Raw genomic sequence first — 24,109 nt, forward strand, 5'->3', positions numbered from 1 at the left:
GGAAACGGAGAGTCCGCTAGACTTGCTAACGGCAAGTTCGAGCGGACTTTTTTTGTTCGAATCCATTGTTAAATAAGGAAATCGATGCTATTACACCCAAATGAATGCGTTGACAATCGGATGCGTTAGGCATCAAACTAGCGATGAGCGAAATCATAGAGACGTGGAAGCGGGGATTGCGATGACGCTTAATCCGGCCAAGAAAGCATTACGCGGAATCGTACGTCCTTTCCAGAAGAGCATGAGGTACAAGCTTATGCTGCTGATGGTTCTGATCGCGGTGTTGCCGTTAACGCTAGTGACGTTGTTCGCGACGAGAACGACGAAGCACTCGTTGACGTCGGGATTCGTTCGTTCGAACGAATCCCGGATGGAATGGGCGGCCCAATATTTCGACGAGAAATACGATCAATTAAGATCCGTGACCTATTCGATCCTACTGGATAACACGTTGTTTCCGAACGCGAGCGGAGAGGTCATTCCGAATGTCAGCGAGCCCTCCTTCGTGAATCGCTATACGATCGACAAGTTGAAATCGCTTTATAGCGCGAATAATACCAACATTGTGCAGTTGTCGATTTACTTGAAATCCCAGAACCGATTATACGTCGTAGATAAGGACGCGGGCATATCCACGGATCGCCTTCGGACGCCTCAAGTCGATTGGGGAGCGCTCGGGTCGACGCACGATAGCGTGAGTTGGCTGCTGAACGACCAGAAGAACACTTTCACTATCGTACGCAGCATGAATCGGTTTTCGGATCGGGAAGTGATCGGGGGGGTCATGCTTCAAGTTCGTTGGAAGATGATGGATAGCGTGCTCGATATGATTCATTCGGAAGCTAGCAGCGAAGTATTCGTGGTAGATGCGGAGGGCAATACCGTGTACGATCCTTACGCCCAGACGGCATCCATCGAGAAGGAAACGCTTAAGGAAGCGCTAGCCGATCCGAACGGATCCGGTTACTTGCAATCGAAAAAAGGCTTCTTGTTCTATCAGCCGACCATGACGGGCCAAAGCTGGATCGTGAAATTCATTCCGATCCGTTACGTCACGCAAGGGGCATCCTCCACGCTGAATTTCAGCTTATTTACCGCTGTCGCATTCATTATCTTGGCGATCGCGGTCTCGCTTCTCATCGCCTACTTTACGACTCGGCCGATCATCCGGTTAACGCGATCGATGAAAGCGGTAGAGAATCAGAACTTCGACGTCGATCTCAAGGAGCCGAGAAGCGACGAGATCGGGACGTTGGAGCGGAGGTTCAACTCGATGCTCGGACGGATTAAGGAGCTTATCCAGACGGAATACAAAGCCACGATCGAGAAACGGACGGCGCAGGTCAAGGCGATGCAAGCGCAGATTAATCCGCACTTCCTTCACAACGCCCTGCAGGCGATCGGGGGCATCGCATTGTCCCGCAACGTGCCGGAGATTAACGATCATGTTCGCGCGATTAGCGATTTGTTCCGCTATTCCATCCGAATGAAATCGGATCTGGTCACGGTAGCCGACGAGCTCGAGCATGTCGGCAGCTATTTGCACATCCAGAAGCTGAGATTCCGGAACATGGTCGAGGTCCGAATCGATGCGGACGAGGAGTGCCTATCCTGTTTGATTCCGAAGTTTTCATTACAGCCGATCGTGGAGAACTGCTTTATGCACGGCCTTGAAGGGAAAATGGAAACGTGGAAGCTTGCCATTCGGGTGGAGAAGGTGCTGGACGAAATCCAAATCGATATCGAGGATAACGGATTCGGAATAGGGGAAGCCCGCTTAAACGATATTCGAAATCAATTAAGCAAGGAGACGGACGAGCGGGATAACGTTGAAGGAATAGGAATGAGTAACGTTAACGCGAGAATCAAGCTGCTGTTCGGGGATGAATACGGCTTGTTCGTATCTAGCGAGCAGAATGTGGGAACAACGGTCAGATTGTTGATTCCCGCGCAGGAAAAGGGGGAGACGGAATGAAAGCGGTCATTATCGACGATGAATTTTGGACACGCGACAGCATCAAGCGGCTCGCGGATTGGGAAAGTTTCGGTATCGATCTTGTAGAGGAAGCGGAAGAGGGGATGAGCGGGCTGCGGATAATCGATGAAATTCATCCGGAAATCGTCATTACCGATATGAGAATGCGCGGGATGGACGGCGTGGAGCTGCTGCAAAGGCTGACGGACGAATATCCTTTTATCCGCAAAATCGTCATTAGCGGTTTCGATGATTTCGTGTATACGAAGCAAGCCATCCTATCCAAGGTCGACGAATACATCCTTAAACCCGTTCAGAAGGACGAGCTAAACAAAGCGCTGGAGAAAGCGACATCGGAGCTCAGGATCGCGAAAGGACTTCATTCCGCTCAACCGTTGGACAAAGACGTTATGAACGTTTTTACGGAATTCAAGGAGCAAATTTCCTGGTACTTTCAGGAGCTCCAGGCTGAAGCCGTTCGGGAGCGATTCGCGACGTTGGAGACGTTGTTGCGTTCTCATGCGTCCGTTACTCCTGGTCTATACCATTTATTGTACAGGCATTTTATGTTGCTGTTAGACGAGCTTTCATCGAAAGCGGGGATCGATTCGTCGGCGGCGATGTATGCCCAAACCGAGACCTTTTTCGTGACCGACTTCACTCCGCCGAGTGAATGGATCGGGAGACTGAGCTCCTCCTATCTCGCCGTTTTGGAACGGACGATTCAGGAACGTAGAAGCAAGACGCGCATCGATATCGAGCAGATCAGGCGGTTTATCGATCGAGACTTCGCGGAGCCGATCACGCTAGAGTCGATCGCGGGTCTCTACTTCGTTAGCAAGGAGCATCTGTCGCGTACGTTTAAGCAAGTCACCGGAACGACGGTCATGGACTACATCGTCACGAAACGAATCGGCGAGGCGAACCGCCTGCTGCAGCAATCGTCCGCATCGATCAAGGGCGCGGCGGAAGCGGTAGGGTACTCCGACCTGACGTATTTCCACCGCATTTTCAAGAAGATCATGGGCATTACGCCCGCGCAAGCAAGAAGGGAAATATCCGACGACAAATAAGGAAGCGCTTCATAAGTATCAATATTGTCCATATATTCGCGCAAATGCAGTCCAATGTCTACATGACGGTCTCCCGTTATACTCAGGAAGTAAGCGTTATCATCTATTGGGGAGGTCATAAAAATGAAAAAATCTATTTCCGTCATGGCAGCTTTGCTAGCGCTGGGATTAACGGCGGGTTGCGGAAGCAATGAGAACAACGCGGCGAGCAGCGGCAATAACGGCGGCGCGCAAGAAAGCGCTTCATCGGCTCCTAAGAAAGTCGAGCTCAAGATTTTCCTAGGCGGTCTCGACCGCTTCCGCGAGCAATTCGACGGTTACTTCGAGAAATTCGCCGAGAAGGAAAAAGCCGAGAAAAACATCGAAGTTACCTTTAACTCCGAATACCCCGGAGCCGACAACGCTCCGCAAATTTTGAAAACCCGCCTTGCCACCGGCGACGTGCCCGACGTATTCAGCCTTCACGCGGGCAATGATATGCCGTCCTTCTACAAAGCCGGCTACTTAGAGGACCTGACGGCTCAGCCGTTAGCCGGTAAAATCATCGACGGCATCAAGCCGCTCGTCTCGATCGACAACAAAGTGGTGGCCGTTCCGATGGAAAGCTTGTCGTGGGGATACCTATATAACAAACAAATTTTCAGCGACTTGGGGCTAACGCCTCCAATGACGCTAACGGAAATGAAAGCGGTCGTTCAGACGCTGAAGGACAACAAGGTCACGCCTTTCTTGCTGAGCTACAAGGAAACTTGGATTCCGCAGCTGTTTCTTCCGCTGACGGTGGGCGGTCTCGTTAATAGCGAGCACCCGGACTTCGTGGACAAAATGAATAGCGATCAAGGTAGCTTTGCGGAAATTCAGGAAATGTTCGATATTATCGATCTCGTCAACGAGAACGGCACGGATCGCGCATTCGAGGTCGGCAATGACGACGGCTCCGCGGAATTCGCGAACGGGAAAGCGGCCATGTGGATTCAAGGCACTTGGAACGCGGACAGCATCCTTAAAGTCAACGACAAAATGAACTTCGGCGTCGCTCCGCTTCCGGTCAACGACAATCCGAAGTCGTCCATGATCGACGTATCGGTATCCACGGCGTTAGCCGTTCCGCCGAACAGCGCGAACAAAGAAGTCGCCCTGGACTTGCTCAACTTTATTCTGGACGATCAAGCATCGAACGAGCTATACCAAAGCATGAAGTTCAACCCGGTATCCAAAAACCATACTTTCAAGCCGTACCCATGGGTGGAAGACGCCGCCGTCTTCGTAAACAAAGGCCAATCGTACCAGGATCCCGTCATTCCTTCCGCGGTCAAGGACGAATCGGGCAAGGCGCTTCAATCTTACTACGACAAGAAGATGAGCAGAGAAGACGTCATCAAGGCTTTAGACAAAACGTGGAAGCAAGCCAACGCCGCGAATAAGTAATCCCTAAAGAAAAAAGAGCATACCCTGTTTCCGTATCGCATCGCGATAACAGGAACAGGGTATGTCTCTCCTAAGGAGTGAGTATCCGATGAGGAGCCGTGGTAACCGAGCCGCCTTTTCGCTGATTTTGTTTGTGCTGCCGGCTTTCCTTCTTTATCTTCTATTTTTGGTAATCCCGATGTTCCAAGGCTCGTATTACAGCTTTACGGATTGGAACGGCTTGAACAAGACGTACGACTTCGTCGGCTTCGGCAATTTCGTCGAAGCGCTCCGCGATGACCGGAATTTCCGCTCTTCGATATGGTTCACGGCTAAGTTCGTCGTCTGCGCCGTCGTCTTGCAGAATGTGGTCGCATTGCTGCTGGCGTTGCTCATCGAGTCCCGGAAAAAAGCGAAAGGGCTGTTTCGGACGATTTTCTTCATGCCCAATATGCTCAGCGTTATCATCAGTACGTTCATGTGGGTATTCGTTTTCTCGAAGGTTATTCCGGCTTTAGCCGAGAACGGCGCGCTTAAATTTCTGAATTTGTCTTGGCTAGGCGATCCTAGCGTTTCGTTCTGGACGATCCTGATCGTTTCCGTATGGGGCGGAGTCGGGACGCTGTTGCTTATATACATGGCGGCTATCCAGGGAATTCCCCAACATTTGAAGGAAGCGGCGATCATCGACGGAGCACAGCCGCACCATATGTTTCGTTACATTACGCTCCCGCTTATCGCTCACGCGCTGACGATCTGCATTTTCCTTACGTTAAACAGTTCGTTCAAAGTATACGATCTCGTGTACGCGTTGACGAACGGCGGGCCGGGACGGGGAACGCAGGTCATAACGATGAATATTCTGGAAGAGGCCTATCAAGGCAATAACCGCTATGGCTATGCCAGCTCGAAAGCCATCATTTTGTTCCTGATCATCCTCGTCATTACCATGATTCAAGTGACAATCATGAAGAAACGCGAGGTGGAAGCATGAACAGCTTGAGCAGGCGTATGTATTCGGGTATTTCATGGATCGTTCTTGCGTTGATGGCGATTTATTTTCTGTTCCCGATCTATATGGCTATCATCAATTCTTTCAAAACTCAAAGCGAGATTTACCGTTCCGTATTGAGCTGGCCCGCTTCGATTAGCTTCGAAAATTACGGGAATGCTTTCAAGCAAGCCAATATGCTCAAAAGCGGCCTCAATACGATCGTCGTCACGGCTACCGGGATTTTCGGAATCGTCATCTGCAGTTCTCTGGCGGGTTACAAGCTTTCCCGCACGCGGAGCAGACTAAGCAACTGGCTCTTCATGCTATTCGTCGCTTCCATGCTTATTCCGTTCCAGACGATCATGGTTACCTTGACGAAAATGGCGCGTGATTTAGGATTGCAGGGTTCTCCGTTCGGACTAGGCGTCGTGTGCGCGGGTCTTGGCGTCAACATGGCCATTTTCCTGTATCATGGGTTCGTGAAGGGCATTCCCCGGGAACTGGACGAATCCGCCCAGATAGACGGTTGCGGAGAATGGAAGGCTTTCTTCCTGATCATCTTCCCGCTGCTGGGACCGATTACTTTCACGATCATCGTGCTGAACCTGCTCTGGCTGTGGAACGACTTCCTGCTACCGGTGCTGCTGCTTAACGATTACCGCCAATATACGCTCGTTCTGACTATTAACATGTTCTTCGGCAAATACAGCCGAGATTGGCCGTTGATATTGTCATCCTTGGTTTTATCGTCGCTTCCGATCGTCGTTATTTTCGCCTTCTTCCAGCGATGGATCATTCAAGGTATTACGGATGGCGCGGTAAAAGGGTAAATAAATTTTACGATATTTTTATAAAGCAAAGAGGGGCCGAGGCCCCTCTTTGTTTGTTTATGGACTAACGTATACTGCCATCCCAAAGACGGCGAAGCTGCTTTACTAGTATGAGAAGGTACCGCCTGAGATGACTCGCCATAGTAGATTTTTCCGACGATAAAGTGCACAAACCTCCGAGGGCCTCCGGACGCCTCGCCAAAGTCGGTTTTTCCGACGATAAAGTGCACAAACCTCCGAGGCGCCTCCCGAGCGCCTCGCCATAGTCGGTTTTTCCGACTATAAGATGAACAAATCTCCGAGATGCCACGCCATGGTCGGATTTTCCGACTATAAAGTGCCACAAACTTCCGGGTCGCCTAGCCAAAGTCGGTTTTTCCTACCATAAAGTGCACAAACCTCCGAGGCGCCTCCCGGACACCTTGCCAAAGTCGGTTTTTCCCGCGTATTTATTTGAAGGGCAGTTTCTGGGTAAGTCTCGAGATGATTAGGTTATAGCAGAAGCAAGTTAAGGCCGCCCAGCGTAGCCAAAATGAGGATGATGGCTTGAAAAGCTTTCTGCGGAATGAGCGGGAGCACCTTAAAGCCGATAAAAGCGCCGATGGCCACGGCCGGAATCATCCATGCGTTAAGCGTTAGAGATTGCGGAGTAATCAGACCGAGATAAGCGGTAAAAGGAACCTTAATGACGTTTACGATAAAGAAGAAAACGGCGTTCGTACCGATGAATAAGGTTTTGTTCATGCCCTTGGATAACAGGTAGATGGACATGATGCTTCCCGCCGCATTCCCGACCATCGTCGTGAAGCCGGCAAGGACGCCGAGCGTGCTATTGAAAACGGGGGACTTCGTGAACGCGAATTTAAGCTTATTTTCAATCCAATCCTTGGATAGATGAAGTACGATTAGCAGCAATACGAGGCTCCCGATCAGAACGGATAACGAACCGCTGGAAATGTATCGAAGAACGAAAAAACCGACTCCTATTCCCGCTAACACCCAAGGAAGCAGAACGAGCAGGTACTTCCAGACAACCGTTTTACGATAGTAGAGGATCGCGATAATATCCCCTGTTATCAAGATGGGAGTTATAAGACCGACAGATTCTTTCGCGGGAAAGACGGAAGCCATTATCGCCGCTACGAAGATGCCGAGCGTGGGCACGCCGGTCTTCGAAAATCCGATCAACAAGGCGCAGAGAACGGTAATTGTTAGTTGCAAGGGAGTAATATCCATGGTAGCTCCTTAGGCTCGTCGAAGTGAATCTATTATAACATGCGATCAATATTACCTGGCATCGAATAAAAATCAATGGAACGTAACTAATCTAGCACGCTATAATAAATATTAGAGAGGGGCGTGCGTTCGTGGACTACAGCTTGGATGTGAGATTCAAACCATTATACGAAGCAATCGGAAGCTTGCATGCCTATATTTGCCGTAAATCGCATAAGAAGCTAGACTTATCCCCGTCCTGGGCTAAGGAAGTCCGTCAGCGGCTAACGCCTGAATTCGCACAACTGCTGGATAACGTTCAAATTGACGGGGATTGGAAGCTAACATACTTGCTCGTGCACCTCTGCCCGGAAGAAGAAGTCGCTGGCTTCATCGAATGGCTCGAAGCGATGACGGCGGGGAACTTATATGAAACGATGTCACCGTACGGGAATCAATTTCCGGTCCAAATGGCGGATTTTCGCGATCGGACCTTGAAGTTGTTCGATCATTGGAATGAGCAGTATTTTCGGCATATCGACCCTATGATTATTACGAGGCTTAATGAAGAAGCTCGTAACAGGAAACAATCTGTGTCCTCGATACCAACGCTTGAACTCATTGACGATACGACGAACGGGCTTTACTTTGTTCCGATGAACGGACTTAAGCAGATCGTTCTCATGCCGCAATATCATTTTCAACCGGTGAATGTCATTAGTCATTACGGCAAAGTCACGATCTGCCATTATGCCGCGAGGATTTACTTGGGAGACGAGGACTTCCTCACGCCTCATGATTATCGCATGATCCGAAGCGTAGCGGAGAAGAGCAGGTTAAAGATTTTAAGATACGTTCATCATAAACCGCGAACCTTCATTGAAATCGTGCGCCATTTGGAATTATCCAAGGGCATTACGCATGATCATATCTCGAAGCTTCGAAGCGGCGGATTGCTTCATGCACACTTTGAAGGAGATACGCTTACGGCGTACAGTTTGAGAACTGGCGCTTTAGATCAAGCCCATAAGAAAATCATGGGATATATTGAGCAAGATAGGTAGGAATCATTGAAAAGACCGCTTCTACATCGGAATCGCGATGCGGAAGCGGTTTTTTATTTTTTGGTCATGGAGTTGTGTGTACGGGATTAATTCTTTGTTGTAAGAAATTATTTTTAGTTCTCTATTTACAGAACTATAATTCATCCATATAATAAGGTCATCACAACAAAGCTGAGTAATTCTATCGGGATTACATTTCGAGAAAACTAACGCGAAACAGGAGGCTATTATCGATTATGAACAAAAGCATGACGACTTTATCCGCAGTGATACTTGCAACCTCGCTATTCTTAGCTGCTTGCGGCAACAACAATGCCGACACCGCCAACCCATCGGGCACTAGTCAGCCATCGCCAAGCAGCACAGGCACGGGAACAAGCACAACCGATCCATCGGCCGATACTGCAGGATTAGTGACTGCAAGCGACATATCCAAGCTACCGGATATCGCAAAGAAACGTACGGACACGATTATCGTGGGCTTAACCGATCCGAGCGGTTCTTTTACTCCGTACTTCCAACAAAGCGGATATGACGGAAATGTTTCTTCGTTGCTCTACACATCGCTTGTGAAAGTAGACGATAAAGGAGTTCCGATTCCGGGATTAGCCGAGAGCTGGGAAATTTCCGCGGATAGTCTGACGTATACGTTTCATCTTCGCAAAGATTTGAAATTCAGCGACGGTTCGCCGCTTACGGCTGACGATGTAGCGTTCACATGGACCATTCTGCACGATAAGTCCTATGATGGCGATTCTCAGGTGAACTCCCTTTTAGTTAAGGGCGGGGCTGCTTATAAAGAAGGTAGTTCAACGAGCATTGAAGGGATCGCAATCATTGATCCTCAAACGATCTCCGTTACGCTGGAGAAGCCGAACGCCAGCGCGTTAACCTTGCTTGGCTCCGATGTTCTGTCTAAAGCTTATTACGGCAAAGATTACAAGCAAGGGCAGCTGGACTACATGAAGAAGCTTAGTGGAAGCCCTCTCGGTAACGGCCCATACAAGCTCGAGAAATTCATTCCGGGTCAAGAAGTTCGTATGATAGCGAACGAGAATTACTTTGAAGGAAAGCCGAAGACGGAGCACTTTATCTATAAAACCGCCGCGGGCGATACTTGGCAATATCTTGAAACAGGCGAAGTTGACTATGCGTCTTTCAGCGCGACGAAAGAAAACATCGATAAGCTGAAGGGGCTTGGCTTCGTTAATATACTCAATTACACTCCAAGCACATACGGTTATCTTCAATTAAACTTGGAGCATCCGGCATTGAAGGATAAGAAGGTTCGTCAGGCTCTTACTTACGGACTGGACAGACAAAGCATCTACGTGGATGCGAATCAAGGCGCTGGAGCCATAGCTAACATTCCATCATCGCCGATTTCATGGTCCTATACGGAAGAGGGAATCAATCCGTACAAATTCGATCAGGATAAGGCAAAGCAGCTTTTGGATGAGGCTGGTTGGGCAGTGGGATCGGACGGTATTCGCGAGAAAGACGGCAAGAAGCTGACGATTCACTACCTCGGTTCCAAAAGCCCGAGCACCGATATCTTCATAGCGGTAGCAAAAGAAGACTACGAAGCGTTGGGCATCAAGTTCGAGCCGGAAGTATTTGCGGATTACAATGCGCTTGCTTCCAAGGTCGAAGGCGGGGATTACGATCTCGCTGCCTTCTCTACGCCATTGTTGACCGATCCGGCGGACGGCTTGATCCAATTTTTAGATGGGGAAATTAAAGGCTACGACAATCCGAAGTTCATCGAGCTTTATAACAAGGGCTTGGCAACTACGAATATCGATGATCGTAAGGCTGTTTACAAGGAAATCTACACGTTGTTGAACGACGATCTGCCCGTTATCTTCACGAATTATAAGAAGAGCGTGTACGCCTACAATGGACGGATTCAGAATTTAAGCGTAAGTCCGTTTAACGGACTTGCTTCAAGCTTACCTAAGTGGACGCTCGGTCAATAAAAGGCGAAAGGTAACGCCATCCCTGCTCGGTTAACGGGCAGGGATTGGCCGTTAAGGAGTCGATTATGAGAACTTACATCTCTAAACGGATCATGTATATGATCATTATTTTGTTTGCAGCCTCTTTCCTAATCTTTTGCTTATATGCGTTGACTCCAGGCGACTTCATCACGGGTAATATCAAGCTGACGCCCGAACGCAAGGAGGAGCTTCGGGAGATTTACGGGCTTAACAAACCCGTCATTGAAAGATATGTTACATGGATGAATAATGCCTTTCACGGCGACTTCGGCTATTCTTTGTCGCAGCAAAAGCCCGTTCTCACTTTGTTTAACCAATATATTTGGAATTCCTTCCTGCTTGCGATCGTATCTACGTTTCTTACTTGGCTGGTGGCGGTCGTCGTTGGCGTAGTTGCCGCGTACAAGCAGTATTCGTGGTTCGATACGATCGTGATGGTTGCTCTGTTCGCCGCGATGTCGATACCCTCGTTCTTCATCGGCCTCTTGCTGATTAAGCTTCTTGCCGTCGATCTGAAGTGGCTACCCCCGGGCGGCATGCTTACGACGGGTAGCAATGCTACGGGCCTTGCTTACGTGAAAGAAGTCATTCATCATATGATTCTTCCGGTCATGGTAATGACTTTGCTAGGCGTCGGATCATTGACCCGTTATTTCCGAAGCAACATGATCGATGTTATTAAGCAGGATTATATCCGCACGGCAAGAGCAAAGGGACTTAAGGAACGCAAAGTATTGTTCACGCATGCGCTACGCAACGCTCTGCTTCCGGCGATTACGCTGGTCGGGTTCGAGCTTCCCGCCTTATTCGGCGGCTCCCTCATTATCGAGAAAATATTCAACTGGCCGGGTATCGGCCAGCTCTATATGCAATCCTTCTCCTTGCGGGATTACCCGCTATTAATGGGATTCACTTTATTTATCGCGATTTTGACCGTCGTCGGCACGCTGGTATCGGACATTTTATACCATGTCGCCGACCCGCGGGTCAGACTGTAGGAGGTCAAGGAGAGATGTCGACGATTAATGGAGAAGCGACAAAGGCTTACTTATCCAAGAAGTCCGTGCACACCTCGTTATGGAGACAATCCTTAAGACGGTTGCTTAAGAACAAACTAGCCGTTTTTGGATTTGTCGTCGTTGCGTTCATGTTCGCGGCTTGCTTCATCGGCCCGTTGTTCTCCCCTTATACGGATAACAAGATTAATATGGCGTTCATGAATAAACCGCCGAGTCTCAAGCACTGGCTAGGCACGGACGTGCTCGGACGCGACGTGCTCACCCGCGTGCTTCAAGCGGGTCGTATCTCGCTGACGGTAGGCTTGGCTTCGATGGTGTTATCGGTATTCATCGGTTCGTTACTGGGAATTATTGCCGGTTATTATCGCGGGATCGTAGATCAAGTCATTATGCGTATAGCGGATCTACTTCTAACGATTCCTAGTCTTCCCCTTCTGTTCATCTTTGGCGCGTTGCTATCGGAGTGGAAAGTGCCCACGGACTATCGCATGTATATCGTTATGCTGATGCTGAGCATCGTCGGGTGGCCGGGGTTGGCGCGGATGGTTCGGGGTCAGATGCTCAGCCTGCGGGAACGGGAGTTCATGCAGGCTGCCATCGTCCTTGGCCTCCGCGACCGCCGGAAGCTATTTAACCATTTGCTGCCGAATCTAGTGCCGCTGCTTATCGTCATTGCTACGCTGAACATCGGCGGAGCTATCCTAAGCGAATCCGTGCTGAGCTATTTCGGTCTCGGAGTCATGGCGCCTACGCCAACATGGGGCAATATGATCGATGCGGCTAATAATATGATCGATTTTCAAGAGCATCCTTGGCTTTGGATTCCGCCGGGATTCTCGATATTCGCGACGGTTATCGCCATTAATATTTTCGGCGACGGGCTACGGGATGTCCTGGATCCTAAGCAGAAAAGGTAGGTGTAAGCGAGCATGAATTCCATACTTGATATAGAGCATTTACGAACCCATTTCAAAACCGACGATGGCACCGTACGAGCCGTCGACGATGTGAGCTTTCAAGTTCGTCAGGGCGAAATCGTCTGTATCGTCGGAGAGTCCGGATCCGGCAAAAGCATAACGGCGATGTCGGTCATGGGCTTGGTCGAAGGACCGGCCGGTCGAGTCGTCGGCGGTAACATTCGGTTCGACGGCGAGGAATTGCTTAAGCTGAGCCGCAACGAGCTTCGCACGATTCGCGGCAACGAAATCGCAATGATTTTCCAAGAGCCGATGACTTCCCTCAATCCCGTCCTGAAAATCGGCGAGCAGCTTATGGAACCGCTAATCGAGCATCGGAAATTGAACAAAAAGGCGGCGCGGAAAAGGGCGATCGAGCTCATTAACGAAGTGGGCATCTCGCGAGCCGAACAAATTGCGGATTCCTACCCGCATGAGCTGAGCGGAGGCATGCTGCAAAGGATTATGATCGCCATTGCGATCTCTTGCGGCCCGAAGCTTCTCATTGCCGACGAGCCGACTACCGCGCTGGACGTGACCATTCAAGCGCAGATTCTGGATATGCTGCGTAAGTTCAAAGAAGAATCGAACATGTCCATTCTGCTCATTACTCATGATCTAGGGGTCGTGGCGGAGATGGCGGACTATGTGGTTGTCATGTACGCGGGCAAGGTCGTCGAGGAAGGCGAAGTCGTAGCATTATTCGAGAATCCGAAGCATCCGTACACGCAGGGCTTATTGAAATCCAAGCCGATCATTAATCAGCGTCAGGAAGAGCTGTATTCGATTCCGGGACAGGTACCTAATCCGCTTGAGCTCGTTCCGTCCTGCTACTTTCACGAACGGTGCGCGCACTGCATGGAAATCTGTAAGACGACCCAGCCCGCATTAAAGGAAGTCGGCAATCAACAGAAGGTCGCCTGCTGGCTGTATGAGGAGGCGACTGCGAATGTCTGAGATCCTGCAACCTCTGCTGGAGGTTAATCACCTCAAAAAATACTTCCCGATTAAATCAGGGTTGCTCAGCCGCACGGTTGGCAACGTGAAGGCCGTCGACGATATCAGCTTCTCCATTAAACCCGGTGAAACCTTCGGCCTAGTTGGGGAATCGGGAAGCGGGAAAAGCACGGTAGGTCGTACGATTCTGCGGTTGACGGACAAAACGGACGGAGAAGTGAAGTTTAAGGGGATCGATTTATATGACCTGTCGCCGCAGGAGCTGCGTCGACTACGGCCGAAAATGCAGCTTATTTTCCAAGATCCGTATAGCTCGCTCAACCCCCGCGTGCGCATCGGCGATGCGATCGGCGAGGCATTGCTCGACCATGGCCTTGTGCCGCAAGCCGAGGTTCGCGACCGCGTGCTTGAAGTTCTAGCCGCTTGCGGGTTGTCTTCGTATCATATCGATCGCTTCCCGCATGAATTCTCGGGCGGACAGCGCCAACGCGTCGGCATAGCCAGAGCGCTCGTCCTGAACCCGGATCTCATTATCGCAGATGAGCCGGTTTCCGCCTTGGACGTATCTATTCAAGCACAGATCATTAATTTATTTCGCAAGATGCAGGAGACGCGGGGACTGACTTATTTATTCATCTCTCATGATCTTAGCGTCGTCGAGCACTTATGCTCGCAGATCGGCGTCATGTATCTAGGCTCCATGATGGAAAGGGCTTCGCGAGACGAGTTGTTTCGAGATCCGTTGCATCCGTATACGAAGGCGTTGCTTTCGGCCGTGCCGGTCCCGATTCCGAAGCTGAAGCGCGAACGCATCGTCCTGAGCGGGGAATTGCCCAACCCGGCTGATCCGCCATCCGGTTGTAAGTTTCATACGCGTTGTCCCTACGCCGTTGCCCGTTGCCGCGAAGAAGTGCCATTGTTCCGGAACGTTGGGAGCGATCGGAGCGTCGCCTGCCATCTTGTGTGAATTGGACATGGGAGTTACATCTTTACGGAGGGAGGGATACGGGTGCGCAATAGTATAGAAGAGAAGACGCTAAGCAAAGCGAAGCTGCCGCAGCTTTACGCTTTGCAGTTGGAAAGAATATTGGCCCGTGGATTGGCTTCATCCGAAATTATTGAGCTACTGCGGACGAGCAACGAGGCCGAACTTGCGGAGCGCGTCGATTCCGAGGTCAAGTGGGAGCGTCTATTGGAGTATGCAAAGGACAACTGGCCGGTGATGGAGTCTGCGGTCCTTGATGGCTATAGCTTTCCGTTCATTACGATCGGCGGTATTAAGAGCTTACTAGCCATCAAATTCCTCAAGCTCGAAGGAACCGATTATCGGATTACGGACGACCGATTAGAGGGCCTTCGATTGACTGAGGCGGATTATAACGTGCTAAGAAGCATGATTCCGCCGTATTGGAAATTCATTCGCGACGATACTGCAGCATTGCCATCGGGCGAGGTTGAGATTACGATTTCTTTTTAGTGATGAAGCGTTCAGATAAATCAAAAAAGACGAGACGACTTCTTCTATCCGTAAAGTAGAAGGGAGTCGTCTTTTTCTAACCTACCTAGAGAAGCGTGACGGGAAAAGTCGAAATTTAATTTGCATTTTACAATGACAAAACAAAATGATGCTATAGTAAAATCAGGTATTTTTATTTAATTTCATTTTATTTTGAACAAATGTTCATTAAATGAATTATTCTAGCGGAATGAGTCATTTGTTAAATAAGGAGGGAAGCACATAGAATGGAGTTTCCACAATAAAAAACCGCTATCCAATGGCTTTTGACGGGGCGCATGGATAGACGGTTCGCTTGACAAGCTCATTTCTGGGCTTTTTTCCCATTAAATGAAAGAGTCATTACTTATTTTAACAGTTTCTTAAATGGGGTCAATGATTAAAGTACATATTTACTATTCGAAGCAAATATGAAATGAATATGGAGGCTTACCGAGTGTATAAATCAGTTATAAAATATAAAAAATGGGTTAGTGCGGTATTAGCTGCGGTTATTCTAGTGACACTGCTAGTCCCGTATGGAATGAACGGCAAAGCGTACGCGGCTCCTCAAGTCGTTGCGGGGTGGAAATTTGCGGCAGTTGGAAGCACGTTTCCCGCGACTAGCGGTTCTGCGGACAATTTAGCGAATGCTAAGTTTTTTATAAGCGGAAGTCGAACTTTGAGCTTTACGGGCTCGAATAGTACCCTTTGGACAGGGGGATGGGATATTCCTCTTGGATATTGGCAAGCGGAAATCAAAACTACCGGATTCACGAATTTGACTTTAACTTCGAAGCACTACGGCACAGGTACCGGACCAAGGGATTATAAAGTCCAATATAGTTTAGACGGACAGAATTTCGCGGACGTTCCCGACGGGGCTTTTGCTCAATCGACTTCGATTGCAACCGCCGTTAACGGTCTACCTTTGACCGATGAAGTCGACAATCAAGAGCATGTCTTTATACGATGGCTGAATTACACGGGAACGTCCATCAATGGGAGCACGACACAGGCCGGGGGAAATAGCAGAATCGCGGATATCGTCGTTCAAGGAGAACCGATCGGAGGAGGTACTCCCGACCCGAATCCGGGTCCGGTTAAAACCGATCGCCCGGTTTCGTCCGCGATCGCATTCAACGATGATTATACGACGGTAATCGGCGGAAACGGAGCTGTATCCGTCAACGCGACTGTATATGCTTACTATATGGACGGTTCTGCCGCGGGCACGACGACCGCGAACGCGTCGGGCGCCTTCGGGTTAGTCATAGGCAATCCCGGCCGCGCGACGAGCGTTCAGATTTCGGCCAAAGAAGATTCCAAAGAAGAAAGCGATAAGGTAACGGTCTCTATTCCCAAGAGCTCCAAACCCGTTGCCAATCTTATTTCGTTTACGAATTATACGCAGATAACGGGCTTGGCAGGAGCGACGCCTGCAAATTCGAATATCAGCGCCTATTACAGCGATGGTTCCCTTGCGGGGTCGGTATCGGCAGGGGCCGACGGTTCCTTCGCATTGACGGTAACCAATCCGTCTCAGTCTCCTCAAATCCAAATTGCCGATAAGGAAGCAGGCAAATTGGAGAGCGATAAGACCTCCGTCAGCATGGCAGACGGCACTGTTTATCAACCGGGAGACGTTATTTTCAGTCAGATTTACGTGAATGGAACAGCGTCCGCCATCTACAAGCAGAAGTTCTTCGAGCTTTACAACACGACGGATCAAGATATTAACTTCGGCGGAAATTGGAGCTTATCTTATAGCTCGGCAACGGCAACCGCGTTCGCTACGAGCACGACTCCTCTCACTGGAGTCATCAAAGCTCACGGTTATTACTTGATTTCCGGTTCTGTCGCATCCGCGGCTACTGCTCCTAATGCAATCGATTTGCCGATTGCCGTAGACCAAGCTGCTTCTGCAATCGGGCCGAGTGCGACTGCGGGCGGACATCTGGTTCTTGCTCATAAGACGACGGCGATTACAAGCGATTTGGATCCCGATCTGATCGATATTACAGTATTCGGAAACGGTACGGCCACATTTAAACTGGATACCTCGCATTGGGGAACTCCGTTTTTCACTTCCTTGATCGCCAGCGGATCTATGCTGCGCAAAACGGAGATCGGATCGGATCCCCGCGGCGCATTGGGATTAAACGACACTTATTTCGTGAAGGATAATTCCAAAAATTTCGTCATGAACATTCCCGGCAATCCGAGAGATCCGAAAGAAATGGTTATAAGAAATTCGAAATATATGGCTCAACCGGATTCGAGTAAAATGACGTTCGCCAATGCAAGCGGTACGGCGACCGCAACGGGACTGAAAGGCGCGGTCCCTTCGTCCGCAACGGTTAACGCGTATTTCGTAGACGAAGGCGCACTTACTCTCGCCTCGTCCACGACGGCGACCGCGGACGGATCGTTTACGATGTCTTTCGCCGATTCGGGCAACCATCCATTCGCGTATTTGACCCATACGGGAACATACGGTGAAAGCGCCTATGCCCGCGTCGATACGGCTCCTAATGCCGGCGTTGTCACGCCAATTAACGAACTGCGGATCAACGATCAGAACGGACTTCCGGTTCATATCGGCTACAATACGACCATCGAAGGCGTAGCGACTAGCGATAATCATGCGTTGGGCAACGAAAATACGAATTTTTACCTTCAAGACGCTACGGGAGCCATTCAAGTTATTGGAGCACTGACCGCTAACGTGCAAAAAGGTGGAAAGTATAAGGTTTCCGGTCGAATGGCATTTACCGCGGGCGTTCTGCAATTCATTCCGGCTTCGATTACGGATGAAGGCGTAGAAACGACACCGGAGGCGTTGCCGATCACTTTAGATCAACTATCCAACTACACGTCCGCCGAGGCATTGGAAGGAAATCTTGTTACTTTTAAAGCGGAAGTGACGAACATTCCGGTTAACGTCAGCGACTATAACGTGACGGTTACGAACGGCGCGAACTCCGCGGTCGTCAGCATCTTGGCGATTACGGGAATCGACGTGGCCGGCGGAGCCGTTAATCTAGGCGAAACTTACACGTTTACTGGAATCGTAGGACAGTCCAAAGCAAGCTCTCCTTATCAGAGCGGTTACTTGGTCATGCCGCGCAATGCCGCCGATATCAGAGGAGAACTGCAATTTGTCCATGAACCTTTAGATAAAGCATACGTAGGTACCGACGTTACTTTTAAAGCGACGGTTCAATATGCGGATTCGGTCACTTTGTATTATAGGAGCCAGTCCGACAATACGTACAAAGCCGTTCCGATGTTCTCCGGAGACGGACGCAACTATAACGGCGTCATATTGAAGGCCGACGTTCCTGCGGATAAATTCTATTACTACATGGAAGCCGTAGCACTTGGCGACGTGAAAACCCAAGGAACCGCTGCCGATCCGATCGAGGTTCCTATCGTCGAGGACACGGACGGACCCGTCATGTATAATCTCGTCCCGGATCTGAACGAGGAAGTCGAAACCCAGCATCCTGCCATTTCCTTGAATTGGGAAGATCCGAACGCCATCGATAAGACGGCTTCAACCGGTTATAGCGTTCGAATCGACGGAACGGACTTTACTTCGAAGGCAACGGCTACGGATTCCGCGCTTAATTTGGCGCTGACTGCCGCGGACGATCTTAGCTTCGGAGAGCATACGGTAACGGTCAAGGTCAAAGATCTGTTAGGCAACGAATCTACGTTATCGTGGATCTTTAAGATCGCCGAACGTTTCGTAGGCGGAAACCATTATTACGGTACGACCCATAACCACACGAATATATCACATGATGCCGCGGGTACTCCTGTACAAGCCGTTCAGGCTGCACTGGCTCACGATTACGATTTCTTCGCTTTTTCCGATCATTCGCATGATATCGATTCGGATCTAAGGGGAACGGATACCGTCGACCATAAGGGGATGCCGGAACGTTCAGGCGGCGCCGATTGGCAGGAAACGAAAGATGTCGCGAAAGCCTATACCGAAGACGGCAGCTTCGTCGTGTTCCCGGCGTTCGAGATGACGTCCACCACATGGGGACACTCGAACATATTCGGAACGGACAATTTTATCGATCGGGTGCAAGACAGCGGGAAATATCAAGATTTGCAAAGCTACTACGCCTGGGTCATGACCTACGACGACATCGTCGCCCAGTTTAATCACCCTGACGCGCCGAGCACGTCGTTCAACGGCTTCCTGCCTTATGACAAAGGTGCGGACGAGCTGTTCACGATGTTGGAGGTCGGTAACGGTTCGGGCAACTACTCTTACGCGAACTCGGAAAATAAATTTTTCAGCGCTCTCGATAAAGGATGGCATCTTGCTCCGACTTACGGGGAAGACAACCATGATGGGACATGGGGTCTAACGAAACAGCGCACGGTCATCGTGTCTAAAGATTTGACCGAAGCTTCGTTACTCGATTCGATGCGCAAGATGCGCGTGTATTTGACGGAGGATCCGAATGCCAAGTTGGATGTCTTGGCCAGCGGCTGGTATATGGGATCGACGGTAGACACGAAGACGTTGTCGTTCGACGTGACGGGGAGCGATTCCGTATGGGAAGAGAAAACCGATCCGAAGTATAGCTACATGAAGACGACGACGAACGATAATATCGCGAAAGTCGAATTGATCACGAACGGCGGAACGATTATCGATACTTACGTTCCGGCTTCCAACTCGACATCGTTCCACTGGACGCCGAACTTGAACGTCGTCGGCGGACAACAGTGGTTCGTCGTTCGCGTCACGCAAGCGGACGGCGACCGGATGTATTCCGCGCCGATTTGGTCGCCTGAAGAACCGGTTTCCGTTAAAGTCAGCAATTTGACGGTAGCCGAAGGCGCAATCGTTGGCTCTACGCCGGCAACTTTAAATGCCGGATTGTCTAACCGGGGAAGCGTCGACGTAACGAACGTTAAGGCAGCCTTCTATTACGACGATTTGACTAACCTGATCGGAGAGGTCACGTTAGGCGGGATTGCTTCCGGCCAGAACGCGACGGCCAGCATCGTGTGGCCTTCGCCGGTAACCGGTAATCATTCGTTAATCGTGGTCTTAACGGCCGATCAAGATCTGGGAGAGAATAAATACGTCCAAGCGTTCTCGATTAAAGCGCCGCTAGGAAAAACGATCATGATCGACGCTTCGAAGCGCAACGAGAATACGACGTTGGATGCGGGCTCGTACAAAGACAACTTGAAGTTGTTTACTTCACAGATCAGACAGCAAGGCTACACCGTAGTCGAGAATCCGTCGGATCTGACCGATACGATTCTAAGTAACGTATCCGTGCTTTATATCTCGCACCCGGCTTCGGCTTATAGCTCCGCCGAATTGGCCGCGATCAAGAAATTCACGGATAACGGAGGAGCGCTTTGGCTTGCGGAGAAAAGCAACTTCGGAGGCACCAATCAGAACGCCAATTCAATCCTTCAAGCAATCGGTTCGACGATTCTCGTTAATAACGATGGGATTGCCGACGAGACGCCGGACGGCAACTTCTGGGCGACTCCGCTCACTTCGAATTATGCGGTTCGTTTGCATCCGAAGCCTCTCAGCAATACAATGAACGATTTCGTTCCGACGATTGAATATTATAGCGGCGCGAGTTTGGCTAAGAACGACGGAAGCGGTAATAAAGTTCCGTTGACGGAGAGCGGTTCCGTTAAAATTCTGGTAAATGGTAACGAATCGACCTTCCAGATTGCCGGATCGCAAGTTCAATCCGACACTTATAAGTATCTAGTCGTTAACTCACCAGCTCCTAGTAATTTAACAGGTGGGTCGGCGATTCCTGCCATTGCGTCCGAGTCGCTAAGCAACGGTGGAAGGATTATCGTCTCCGGCATGAATATCTTTAACGACAAGCAGATGGACGAGACTTACGATCCGAAAGGCAACAATGAATTTGCCCTTAATGCGATGAACTGGTTATCGCATTTGGAACCTAAACTCGTTTCCATCGGGGATGCTCGCCAAGCACCCGAGGATACACCGGTCGTCGTGCAAGGCCAAGTGTCGACGGCGGCAGGCGTGTTTTTCGATGCGGCGTACATTCAAGACGATACCGGCGGGATCATGGCGTATAACGAAATTCCGGAGGGAAGTTTGGCTTTAGGAGACATCGTGCGCATCTACGGCCACAAGAAAGTATTCGAGAATAATACGGAGCTCGAATTTAACGGGTTTGCTAACAGCGTCGTTAAAGTCGGCAAAGGCACGCCAGTGGAACCGAAGCTCGTAACCACGAAGGATTCGGTATCCGATACCACTCAAGGACAATTGGTTAAAGTTTCCGGCGAGGTGAAGTCTATTCCGGATAACAGTTCCATTATCGTCGATGACGGAAGCGGACCCGTTCTCGTCTTCGTCGATGGATATATTGTTAATCAAAGCGGTCCGATTCCCGATATGAAGGTCGGAGATACGCTGGAAACGATCGCTCTCTCGGGCAAATATGTCGGAGGAGAGAGATTGCGCGTAAGAAATACGAAAGAAATGAAGGTTTACGAAGCAAGCTTTACGGCGGCCGAAATCGCGGCAGGGTTGACGAGTATCGCCGCCCCGGATAAGGATGCGACGACGTTGTCGCTCCCTAGCGTGCCGGCAGGATTTACGGTAGCGATTAAGAGCTCGAGCGATCCAAGCATCGTCGCAACGGATGGCAAGATTAGTCATCCGTTGACGGAAACGACGGTAAGTTTGGTGTTAACTGTAACGAGAACTTCTGACGATTCAAGCGCCGATACGATCGCGATCTCGGTTGCGATTCCGGCCATAACAATAATCGTTCCAATTACCGCGGCTGAAATCGCGGCGGGATTGACGAACATCGCAGCTCCAGCTAAAGATGCAACAGCACTGACGCTCCCAAGCGTGCCGTTCGGCTTTACGGTAGCAATTAAGAACTCGAGCGACACGAGCGTGATTAGAACGGACGGTACGATTACGCCTCCGATGACGGAAACTACAGTGAATTTGGTGCTGAGGGTAACGAGAGATTTCGACGGCACGACCGCGGACACGGTTGCGATTCCGGTGACGGTTCCAACGAAGACAACAGCTCCAGTTCAGACCGCGGCTGAAGTCGCGGCAGGAATAACAAGTATCGCCGCCCCTGCGGAGGATGCGACGATGTTGACGCTTCCTAGCGTTCCGAACGACTTTATTTTAATGATTACGAATACGAGCAATCCGGACGTTATCGGATTAGAAGGCACGATTACGCCTCCCGCGACGGAAACTATCGTGGATTTGGTGCTGATAGTAATAAAAAAATCCACTGGCGAGAAAGCCTTCACGGCCGTGATTCCAGTGAGGGTTCCGGGCTCGACAGTACCGAATCCAACGACCGCGGCTGAAATCGCGGCACGATTGACAAGTATCTTCTTCCCATCTAGGGATGCGACAGTATTGACGCTTCCGAGAGTTCCTAGTGGATTTACGGTAGAGATCAAGAGCTCGAGCAATACGGAAGTTATCGGAACGGACGGTACGATTACGCCTCCAGCGACGGAAACTACGGTGAATTTGGTGCTGACGGTAACGAGAACGTTCGACGGCTCGAAAGCCGACACAGTTGCGATTCCGGTGGAGGTTCCGGGCACGATCGTAATTCCAATTCCGGTGCCATCTCCAACCGCTGCCGAAATAGCTGCAGGTTTAACGGAAATCCCCGCCCCGGCCAAGGATGCGACGACGTTGACGCTTCCTAACGTACCGGCGGACTTTACGGTAGCGATTAATAACTCAAGCAATACTGGCGTTATAAGAACGGACGGAACGATTATACCTCCGGCAACGGAGACAACAGTGAATTTGGTGCTGACGGTAACGAGAACCTCCGACGGTACGAGCGCGGATACGATCTCGATTCCGGTGAAGGTTCCGGCGAAGACGAGTTCGAATCCGAACCCGCCAAGTTCGAATCCGCCTGCTGCGAATCCGCAGCCAACGGATGGCAACGAAACGAAAACGGTAACGGGCGAGGATTTGAAAAACAGCGGAACCGTGACGATTCCTACGACGGTTACCGACATCAAGCTTCCGGCTAATTCGGCGGAAGTACTCGGAGACAAGCCGCTAGTAGTGAAATCCGATAACGTGTCGCTTAGCATTCCGTCTGCTGTCCTGAAGCAGCTTGAAGGCAAGCTTTCCGCTTCGGAATTAGTCGGCGGTACGATTCATCTGAAGTTGAGTCCTCTTGGCAAAGACGAGGAATCGGCGATCTTGAATCAAAGCGGCAAGTTGAACAATTCAGTCATAAAGCTTTCCGGCAAGATTTTCGATTTGCAATTGTATATGACTACGATAGCCGGAAACCGGATCGAGTTGTCCCAATTCGATAAGCCGGTCACGATGCATTTGAACATCGATGCAAGTTCGAATTTGAAATCGGCCGGCATATTCGGAATTTCCGAAAGCGGAGAGTTGGAATTCGTCGGAGGTAAATACTCGGACGGCGAATATATCGCCGATATTAACGGTTTTAGCAAGTTCGCCATTTTGCAAATAAACAAATCGTTCGTCGATCTTCCGACTACGAATTGGGCATACGATGTCGTGGAAGAGCTCGTGGCTAGACAAATCATCGACGGTACGAGCGAAGGAACATTCGAGCCTAATCGCGTAGTTACTCGCGCGGAATTCACGGCTATGTTGGCGAAAGCTCTGAAGCTTACGGCGGCGACAGACGTTACGTTCGCGGATATCGCTTCGAATGCTTGGTATGCTGATTTCGTCGGGATGGCGTATAAAGCCGGCATCGTAAGCGGCAAGAGCGCGACTGCGTTCGATCCGAACGGATCTATCAGCCGTGAAGAAATGGTCGTCATGCTGATGAAGGCTTACGAATACATGAATGGCTCCATGGCGGATTCCGATATGAAAGCCGAGTTTAACGATTATGGGAAGGTTTCCTCTTGGGCTAAGGATTACGTAGCTAAAGCGGCGAGCCTTAATCTGATCAAAGGTCGTTCGAAGGGCGTATTCGCGCCGAAAGGCGTTTCTACCCGTTCGGAAGCCGTGCAAGTGATCTACAATTTATTAAAAGAATAAAGGCGAAAGGTATTTCAGAGGAGGATGCCATTCTACCGA

At 50.1% G+C, this 24,109-nt stretch carries 14 protein-coding genes; 13 read left to right on the forward strand and 1 reads right to left on the reverse strand.

What is annotated here, in order from left to right:
- Window positions 1-181: 181 nt before the first annotated feature.
- From DFP95_RS00650 to DFP95_RS00670, 5 genes are all read left to right on the forward strand, one after another.
- Window positions 182-1,975: a sensor histidine kinase gene (locus DFP95_RS00650; protein ID WP_181907194.1), complete on the forward strand. Its 1,794-nt coding sequence runs from the start codon at window positions 182-184 to the stop codon at window positions 1,973-1,975.
- A complete protein-coding gene (locus DFP95_RS00655; protein WP_115990642.1) occupies window positions 1,972-3,048 on the forward strand; it encodes a response regulator transcription factor in 1,077 nt (358 codons plus the stop codon). The genes DFP95_RS00650 and DFP95_RS00655 overlap by 4 nt, the downstream gene beginning before the upstream one ends.
- Window positions 3,049-3,171: 123 nt before the next feature.
- Window positions 3,172-4,476: an ABC transporter substrate-binding protein gene (locus tag DFP95_RS00660; RefSeq protein ID WP_115990643.1), complete on the forward strand. Its 1,305-nt coding sequence runs from the start codon at window positions 3,172-3,174 to the stop codon at window positions 4,474-4,476.
- Window positions 4,477-4,564: 88 nt separating this feature from the next.
- Entirely contained in the window at window positions 4,565-5,449 is an 885-nt protein-coding gene (locus tag DFP95_RS00665) for a carbohydrate ABC transporter permease (RefSeq protein WP_115990644.1), read from the forward strand.
- Entirely contained in the window at window positions 5,446-6,279 is an 834-nt protein-coding gene (locus DFP95_RS00670; protein WP_425453213.1) for a carbohydrate ABC transporter permease, read from the forward strand. The genes DFP95_RS00665 and DFP95_RS00670 overlap by 4 nt, the downstream gene beginning before the upstream one ends.
- Window positions 6,280-6,771: 492 nt before the next feature.
- Here the strand turns inward: DFP95_RS00670 and DFP95_RS00675 are convergent, their stop codons facing one another.
- Entirely contained in the window at window positions 6,772-7,515 is a 744-nt protein-coding gene (locus tag DFP95_RS00675) for a sulfite exporter TauE/SafE family protein (RefSeq protein ID WP_115990645.1), read from the reverse strand.
- 131 nt (window positions 7,516-7,646) lie between these two features.
- Here DFP95_RS00675 and DFP95_RS00680 point away from each other — a divergent pair, with 131 nt between their 5' ends.
- The 8 genes from DFP95_RS00680 to DFP95_RS00715 all read left to right on the forward strand — a co-directional run bounded on the left by DFP95_RS00680 (window position 7,647) and on the right by DFP95_RS00715 (window position 24,070).
- Window positions 7,647-8,558 (forward strand): ArsR/SmtB family transcription factor, encoded by a 912-nt coding sequence (locus tag DFP95_RS00680; RefSeq protein WP_115990646.1) that lies wholly within the window; start codon window positions 7,647-7,649, stop codon window positions 8,556-8,558.
- Between the two features lie 236 nt (window positions 8,559-8,794).
- Complete coding sequence (locus DFP95_RS00685) at window positions 8,795-10,537, forward strand: ABC transporter substrate-binding protein (protein WP_115990647.1); 1,743 nt, start codon at window positions 8,795-8,797, stop codon at window positions 10,535-10,537.
- Window positions 10,538-10,602: 65 nt separating this feature from the next.
- Complete coding sequence (locus DFP95_RS00690) at window positions 10,603-11,556, forward strand: ABC transporter permease (RefSeq protein WP_115990648.1); 954 nt, start codon at window positions 10,603-10,605, stop codon at window positions 11,554-11,556.
- Window positions 11,557-11,570: 14 nt separating this feature from the next.
- On the forward strand, window positions 11,571-12,494 hold the full coding sequence (gene opp4C / locus DFP95_RS00695; RefSeq protein WP_115990649.1) for an oligopeptide ABC transporter permease: 924 nt from the start codon (window positions 11,571-11,573) through the stop codon (window positions 12,492-12,494).
- A 12-nt stretch (window positions 12,495-12,506) separates the two neighbouring features.
- Complete coding sequence (locus tag DFP95_RS00700; protein WP_115990650.1) at window positions 12,507-13,490, forward strand: ABC transporter ATP-binding protein; 984 nt, start codon at window positions 12,507-12,509, stop codon at window positions 13,488-13,490.
- Window position 13,491: 1 nt separating this feature from the next.
- Window positions 13,492-14,457: an ABC transporter ATP-binding protein gene (locus DFP95_RS00705; RefSeq protein ID WP_115991308.1), complete on the forward strand. Its 966-nt coding sequence runs from the start codon at window positions 13,492-13,494 to the stop codon at window positions 14,455-14,457.
- A 42-nt stretch (window positions 14,458-14,499) separates the two neighbouring features.
- Window positions 14,500-14,967, forward strand: a complete 468-nt coding sequence (locus DFP95_RS00710; protein WP_115990651.1) for a hypothetical protein — start codon at window positions 14,500-14,502, stop codon at window positions 14,965-14,967.
- A gap of 475 nt (window positions 14,968-15,442) precedes the next feature.
- A complete protein-coding gene (locus DFP95_RS00715) occupies window positions 15,443-24,070 on the forward strand; it encodes an S-layer homology domain-containing protein (RefSeq protein WP_181907196.1) in 8,628 nt (2,875 codons plus the stop codon).
- The last annotated feature ends 39 nt before the right edge of the window (window positions 24,071-24,109 follow it).

The sequence above is a fragment of the Cohnella lupini genome (genome assembly GCF_003386205.1).
Classification (GTDB): Bacteria; Bacillota; Bacilli; order Paenibacillales; family Paenibacillaceae; genus Cohnella; species Cohnella lupini.